At 70.6% G+C, this 7644-nt stretch carries 2 protein-coding genes and 1 pseudogene; 1 reads left to right on the forward strand and 2 read right to left on the reverse strand.

Annotated features, from left to right (window positions below):
• Positions 1–63: 63 nt before the first annotated feature.
• Positions 64–258 (forward strand): annotated as a pseudogene (locus ACFUJR_RS38255) (IS5/IS1182 family transposase); the annotation flags it as partial.
• Between the two features lie 80 nt (positions 259–338).
• Here the strand turns inward: ACFUJR_RS38255 and ACFUJR_RS38260 are convergent.
• A complete protein-coding gene (locus ACFUJR_RS38260; RefSeq protein WP_383181005.1) occupies positions 339–1391 on the reverse strand; it encodes a tyrosine-type recombinase/integrase in 1053 nt (350 codons plus the stop codon).
• A 304-nt stretch (positions 1392–1695) separates the two neighbouring features.
• On the reverse strand, positions 1696–7614 hold the full coding sequence (locus tag ACFUJR_RS38265; protein ID WP_383451238.1) for a hypothetical protein: 5919 nt from the start codon (positions 7612–7614) through the stop codon (positions 1696–1698).
• Positions 7615–7644 lie beyond the last annotated feature (30 nt).

Below are 7644 nucleotides of genomic sequence, written 5' to 3' on the forward strand. Positions count from 1 at the left end.
CTTCTGTCTTCACACACCGATGATCACCGGTGGCCGCACCCGTGCCCGGACCCGCCCCGACCAGCAAGATCGCGATCTACAGCTGGAGTACTAGGTACCAAGGTTCACCTGGCCTGCGATGGGTGGGCACGTCCGATGGCGCTGACCGTCACCGCAGGACAGGCCGGTGACGCACCGGCATTCGAGGCGGTCATGAGCCTTATCCGGGTGCCCCGCGCCCGAGGTGGGCGGCCGCTCACCCGCCCAGCCGCCGTGGTGGGGTGACGTCGAGGTGAGCCCAGAAGCCGCCAATAGCTGATCTTGGAGCCTCTGGCGGGCAGCCGCCGAGGCAATCCGGTTCAACCCCGTCGGCGGGCAGCAGGGTCTCGCTTGGCGACGTGTCGGGCGACTGCGTCGACGCCGGGGCGGGCGTACCGCTCCAGGGAGCGGACAGAAGCGTGGCGGGACCGGGCCAGCAGCATCGGGGTGGAGGTGCCGCCCTCTGCGTCGTGTGTCAGGGCGCTGTGGCGGAGCCGGTGGAGTGTGAAGCCGTCCAGGTCCTCGATGTCCTCGGGTGAGGCCAGGGGGTTGGCCAGCAGTCGGGTGTTCTCCTCGAAGATCTCCTCGGCCCGGCGGTAGGAGAGCCGGGCCCGGCCTGTCTCCGGGCACACGTCCAGCGTGGGCGTCCCGGCAGGGGCCTTGCGGTCGGTGAGGAACAGCGGGCCGCGCGTGCGCCCGGCGATGAGCCGGGGCAGCAGCTGGGCGGTGCCGGTCTGCCAGTGAATCCACTCGGTCGCCCCGCCCTTCGATGTGACCTTGCCGCGCTTGTCCTGCGGGTACAGGTCCTCCACGTTCAGGCACAGCACCTCGTCGGCCCGTGCGGCACTTTCGTAGAGGAGTTTCCAGAACGTCTTCTCCCGCAGGCCGACGTCCAGGCGCCACAGCGCGGCGACCTGGTTCTCAGCGAGGGCCTTGGTGCGGTCCGGCGGTGCCGGCCGCCGCTCGATCCCGATTGTCGGGTCGCCGACGATCCAGCCCTGGCGCTGCCACCAGCCGATCGCCTTGCGCGCGATGGACAGCTCGCGGTTGACGGTGTCGGCGTCCATCTCGTCCGCCCGCGCCGCCGCCAGTTCGGCCAGCACCTCCGGCAGCGCCGGATCGTCGATCGCGGCGATAGGGAAGACGGGAGGCTTCGCGCCCCGGCGAGCGGGCCCGGTCGGCGCCCGTTCGCCGGCGAACATCCACCCCCATGTCGTCAGCGAGATCCGGTAGATCCGCGCGGAGGACTTCGCGATGCCCGCTCCGGTGAGGTACCGCTCGACCGCCGCGGTGTACGTAGCCGGAGGGGCGGACAGGGGCACCACCCGGGCGCGCGGCACGCGCAACACGCCCCCGCCTCCGAGTTCGGTCACTGGTTCGATCGTCACGCCCGCCTCGCCCTCTCGGCACCGCCGCAGTAAATGCGTACACCTCGCCCCAGCGGCCGGAGTTGCCTACCGCAGGTCGCGGTGATCACCATGGAGAGTCCGCCGCAGTAAATCCGGCATTTACTGCGGCACTCCCATGACGAGCCATCAGGTGCCAGACGTCTGATAGGCCGACCTCGAAGCGGAGTCCCTGCTGCCGCTAGTGCCGCATCAGGCAACGTTCGCCCTGTCGTCGTCCTTCACCATGCCTCAACGTGAGGTTGGAAACGTCTCGGTCCCCGCGCGCCCGTCAAATATCGAAATCGTCTTCAAAGGGATCCCGCCAGGGTGTTGTGGAGTCGTCGTGGGGGTTGTAGGCGTTTGGGGGGGGGACTGGGTGCTGATGGGCTGTGACGGGGACGACGTACTCGCCGAGGATCCAGTCGCTTGCGAAATGTGCGCTGTCGGTGATTTGGAAGTGCTGGAGGAATTCGGGTGGGAGATCGGCGGTGGTGAGGGTGTTGTCTTCCTCGAGGCGGTGGGCGGTGATGCTTCTGATCTGTTCGCGGAGTTCGGCGCGGCGGGTGAGGTAGCGGGCAATGGCGGTCCAGACGGCGTGGGGGTCCGGGGTTTTGGCGACCATGTCCATGACGCGGGTGACGTGGAGGTCTCCATAGCGGGTGTTGAGGCCCCGGACGAGAGTGTGGATCGCGTACTGGGTAGTGCGCACAGTCTCCACCCAGGACATCGGGGGCGGGTTGCGCCTGGCCTGGTCCGGGGAAGGTTGCCGGGACCGGGTTGTTGACGTGGCCCAGCTGTGGTCCTGGCCGGTGGTGATGTGTCTGCTGCGATAGAGATTGCGGGTGTCGATTACGGATTCCTTGGCGGTGACGGACCCACGCTCGATAAGGGAGTTGCGGCGTCCTGTGCCGGGATAAGCGCGCTCGCCGGAGTAATTAACCACGGACACGGTTTTCTGGGGAAGTTTGAAGCGGGTGCTGACGTAGTCGCGGTAGTACTTTCCGAGGTAGTGGCCGGCGGGGCCGATGAAGAAGTCGTTCACCTCGATAGGGGGGAGTATTTCGAACCCCACCATGAGGTGGGTGGTGTAGCCGATGGCGGAGTTGAGGGTGTTCTGGAGGTCTTCGATGAGGTCGCCGGTGGTGGTGTTGTCGCCGTCGGCGTAGAAACCGCCCCAGTCGTACATGATCGCCACCCGGAAGACGTCGCTGTGGCTGGCGAAGCCGGGGCCGCTCTGCTGGGCGTAGGTGGACCAGTAGGCATGAGGGTCGGGCAGCGGGTGAAGAGCGTTGTAGACCTCCGCCATGGCGACAAGGCTGATGTGGTGCTGTTCAGCCCACCGCAGGACGGAGCGTATGGCGGTGAGCCGGTGGTGACGCCGGTCGTTGGGTTTGAGGGGGCCGAGGGCGGCTTCGGCCTCCTCGCGGGTGATGTCGGTCCACAGGACGGTGGCCAGGCCGCGCCGGTGGTATTCGTCGGCGATGGCGGCGGTCCTCTGCCGGAACGAGCCTTGGGCGCCTTGGGTGCCGAGGGGTTCGCCGACCCAGATGGCGTGGCGGATGAGGGCCATCTGGATGTGGTCGGTGGGGGCTTTCTTGTCATGGGGGATGACCAGGGGCTGGCCATCATGTGTGGGGAGGGGACCGGTGAGGATGGGGCGGGAGGGGAGGTTGCCGGGGTGCAGGTCCGTGGCGGTGGGGCGGGGGCGGGTGAGGCTGAGGCGTTCCAGGAAGGAGGCGTACTTGTCGACCGGCAGGTCGGCGTGCCGGTGCCCGGCGAGGAAGTCGGGCGGCGGGGGCGGGGTGGTCAGGCCGAAGTAGTCCAGGCCGTAGCCGTCGAGTTCGCGCGGGAGTACATCGGGCAGGTCGGGGACGGTGAGTTCCTCGAGTCGGGCTGACAGCCGGTCGGCCACGGACGGAGGCTGGGCGCCGCTATGCCCGGCGTGCTCCACGTTGTAACCCTCGGCTGTCGAAGTGGGCCCGTGCTCCGTGCCGAGGCCTGCCGGGTACCGCGCTTCCTCGTGGAGTGCCGTGGTGATGAGCGGTGCTTCGGGGCCGCTCGTGTCATGACCGCCATCGAGGTCGTCAAACAGACGTAGACGTTTGGGGTTGGCGGCGATGTCGGTGTTCAAGCCCCATTCTTCACTGGGTCGTTTGGTGTGCCGGAGTGCGTTGGTGGAATGGGGCGGGGCGGAGCGGTCCCGGCCGGCGGGGGAGGGCTCCCCGGTGATGCTGGAGGCGGGCGGGTCCGGGATGTGGGTGGGAGTGCTGGAGGCTTGGGCGAGCCAGGAGTTGATGACTGTGACCTGGAAGTCGGTCGGACTTGGGCTGGCCAGGAGCCGGGCCGCGATGGCATCAACGGCTTGGTCGGCGTCGTTGATGAGGCCAGCGAGGTGGCGGGTGGCGTCGGCCAGGTCCTGGGCCAGGCCGCTGGAGGCGTAGGACAGGGCCATACCGTGGAGCCAGCCTCCGGCCTGCGCGTTCAGCCGGGGCCTGTCGAGGATGGCTTCGGTCAGTAGCTCGTCCAGCAGGGGTGCTGGCTCGAGGACCGTTTGCTGGGCACGGAGCGCGACGAGGGCGGCTTTTATGAAACGGCCCATCAGGTGTGCGTTGCCTGGGGTGAGATGGGGGCGTGGCTGTTCGTGAGGCAGGCCGGTGGCCTGCAGCAGACCCAGCAGGTAAGAGTAGCCGTATTCGTCGGGTTGCTGGTCGCCGTAGAGGCCGTTGTGGATTTTGTGTACGGGCAGCTCGGGGACGGTGCCGTCGTCCTGCGGGGTCAAAGTCTGGAGGATCAGGTTGTCGAGCTGCTGCACCAGGGGTGCGTTCTTGTCCAGGGTGCTGGGCTGTGGCCGTGGCGCGGACAGGGCGGATGTGAACCGGCGTACCGGGCTGACCTGAGCGCGAGCGGCCCACCGCGGGTCACCGGTGCGATCGTCGACACTGATCTGGGGCTGAGGATCCGGCGGGAGAGGCGATGGGATCGCCTCCTGGACGGTCAGTGCCTCGATGCGCGGCGGCGCGGGAATCGTGAGGCCGTCACCCCCCTCCACCGGCTCCCGCACTTCCGGCGCGGCACCCTCCGCCTCAAGGAGCAGGCCCAGCTCCGCGCGGGCCGTATCGTCCATGTCGAACTCGTCGAGGACCGCGCTCCCGTCCTCACCGGGCACCGACGCATCAGCCGTCGGCTCCGCTGCGATCACCACCGGGTCCTCACCCAGCTCCAACGAATCCCGCCCGTACGGCGCGCCACCCCCCGCCTCAAGGAACTCTATGGCGTCCGGAACACCCGGCCTGTAGCGCCGGCGCAGTTCCTCCGCCCTCGGCGATGTCGTGGAAGTCCCCGCTCCCGACTGCCGGGGCTCGGCCTCCGTGTCCGGCTCAGAGACCGCTCTGCCTGTGAGCCACGCCGCCGTCGGGTTCACCTGCCGCGAGGACGCCTGGCCGGTCCCGAACACCTGCCCGGCGATCCCCGGCACATCGTCCACCGCGTCACGGTCCACATAGTACGCGTCCGCCAGATCCGTCTCCTGGGGGCGGGTGCCGCCGAGCAGGCCCTTGGGCCGTTCGAGTTGTCGGTCCCAGCGGATCCGCTCGGCCACGGCCGCGGCCTGGCGCTCGGCCGCGGCCGTGGCCGTGGTCGTCTGCTGGCCGGCGCTGGTCAGTGCCTGGGCCACGGCGACGGTGGCCCAGTCCTTGAGGTGTGCGTGCCGGCCGGCGTCGCCGGTCGGGTCGATGAGGGTGGGGAAGTGGATGGTCTCGGCGACGATCTGCCGTGCGCGCAGCACCTGGGCGGGGGTGAGGTCGCGGTAGGGGCCGGCTTCGAACGCCAGGAGTGCTTCGGTGTCCAGGACACCGGACAGCTCCTGCAGGGAGCGCAGGCTTTCGGGGGTCCTGGCGATGGCGAAGGGCTCGGGCGCGGCCTCGGGCTGGGGCTCGGGCTGGGGCTCGGGTGCGGTGACGGGTTCGGGCGCGGTCCGGGTCTCGGGCGTGGGGGCGGGGTGTGTGAGAACCCGCGCGCGGTCGGCGGGTGTCTGCAGGGGGTTGAGGTCACGGGCGGTGTTCAGGACGTCCGCGAAGAGGGCGGGGTTGTGCATGCGCAGCTGCGCCGGGGGCAGTGCGAGGGCCGTGGTGGTCTCGGGCCGGTCCGCCACGAGGCGTGCGGCCGCCGCGTTCCACAGGGCCTCGGCCACCGGTGCCGGGGCCTTGTCCAGCCGCCTGGCGAAGTCCTCGATCCCGGCCGTCACGGGGGCGGGCGGCGTGACCGTCACCGCGGACGGTACGGCGGTCTCGATGGTCTCGGCCGGCTGGGGCTGGGGCTGGGGCTGGGCCGGGTCGGGGACCGGGGTTCCGGATGCGCCGGAGAGCTCCTCCGCATCGGTATCGGTCTGCTCGTGGTCCGGATTCTCCTGGTTCCCCACTGCGTCGGTGAGCACCTCGGGGGTGTCGGCGGCCGCCGGCTCGGGCTGCGCGCCCTCCAGGATGTCGGCGATGGAGAGGGGCGGTGCCTCGGTCTGGCGTGGCGGCGCGTCCTGCGTCCCGGGGGTGGGCAGGGTGGTGGGGAGGATCTGGGTCGGCAGGACATGGGACGGCAGGGAAGGCGCCGTCCTGGCGGTGGATGTGGTGGCGGGCACGGCCGTCGTGGGCGGCGGGGGCTGGACGTTGTGCGGGGCCGGGCTCTGCACGGCCTCGGCCACGGCCCTCCGGGGGGCCCCCGGTACGACGGGGGGCACCAGGGGGGCCGGGGTGTCCTGCTGCTGGGCCGGGGCGGGTGTGTCCTGCGGCGGGGCCGGGGCGGGCGGGGGTGTCTGCTGTTGCTGCCCGGTGGCTTCGGGTGCCTGTGTCGTCGACGGCGGCTGAGCGGTCGGTCCGGACGGCTGTTGGGTGGGAGGGGTCAGGTGCTGGAGTTGGTCGATCGCGCCGTGTAGGTCGTGGAGGCGGCCGAGGTCGCGGGCTCGGGTGGCGGCCTGGAGGAGGTCGCCGGTCTGCTGCGGGTCGTGTCCGTCCGCGAGCGCGCGGGTGTGGAGCTCCCGGGCCTGGGTGAGGGCCTCGTCCAGGCTCCGCCTGAGCTGGGAGGGCAGCATGCCCTGCTCGTCGGCGGCCCGGACCAGGACCGCGTCCAGGGGGTCGTGGGAGCGGGGTCCGGTATCGCGGGCGAGGATCTGCTCGGGTGTCGGCGGGGCTTGGACGTTGGCACCTGCGCCGGTGTCGTCGAGGGTCGGGGGCCGGCCTATCAGGGTTTCACCGCCCGGCTGGAGCGGGTCCGCGCTCTCCTTGCGGCCGCCGGTCCGGTCCCCGGTCCGGTCGCCGGCGGGGTCCACCGTACGGCTGCCGGGCAGGTCGGGGGTGTGGTCCTGTCCCCGCGGGGGGCCGTCCGCGGGGCCGTCCGCGGGTGTCCGGGGCCGCTCGCCCTGTGCGGCGGGGCTGCCGGTCTCGTCGGTGGCGCGCTGCTGGACCCGGGTGTCGAAGGCCGTCTCCAGGCGGGCGGCGCCCTCCAGGTCGCCGCGTTCGACGGCGGCTTTGACGCCGAGTTCGTGGCCGTTGATCTCTTCCCAGGTGAAGCCCAGATCACGCAGCTCACGGCGGCGCTCGAGCCGCCGGGATTCTTCCAGGGAGTCCAGACGTTGTTCGGAGCGCAGTTCGTCCAGGCGGGTGCGGAGTTCCTCACGCGCCGTGACGTGGTCGGGGGCGGTCTCGATCCGCTCCCGCCAGGCGGCGATCTCCTCGCGGGGCATGGCCATCTCGCGGGCCTGGCCGAACAGGTCCTGGCCCAGCCGGTCCATCCGCCCAAGGACGTCACCCGTATCGAAGGCGGCGGTGTCCGGGTCCGTGCCGGGGCCGGAATCGAGGGAGTCGAGGGAGTTGAGGGGATCGTCGCCGTCGACCGGCCGGGTGGCGAGCAGGTCGGGCTTCTTGTCCTCGAACAGGTTCCACAGGGCGTTCTCGTCGGAGACGGTTTCGCTGCCGTCCTCGGCGCGGGTCTTCCACTCGGGAGCGAGTGCCTCGTTGAGGAACTCCAGCTGGTCGCCGAGGCCTTCGCCGCCGTCCCGCAGCGAGGTCAGCCGCTCGGCCAGCTCCGCGTCGCGCACCGCGCGCAGTTCCTCCAGGCGTACCGCCCGCTCGTCGATGATCCGCAGGGTCCGCGCGAAGTCGCCGCCGATCTGGGCTTCTTCGATACGCAGGCTGTACCCGTCCCACTCCTCGCGGGTCATGCCGGCACGCTCGGCCCTGTCGGCCAGGTC

Origin of the sequence: Streptomyces sp. NPDC057271, from assembly GCF_042668715.1 — a bacterium.
GTDB lineage: Bacteria > Actinomycetota > Actinomycetes > Streptomycetales > Streptomycetaceae > Streptomyces.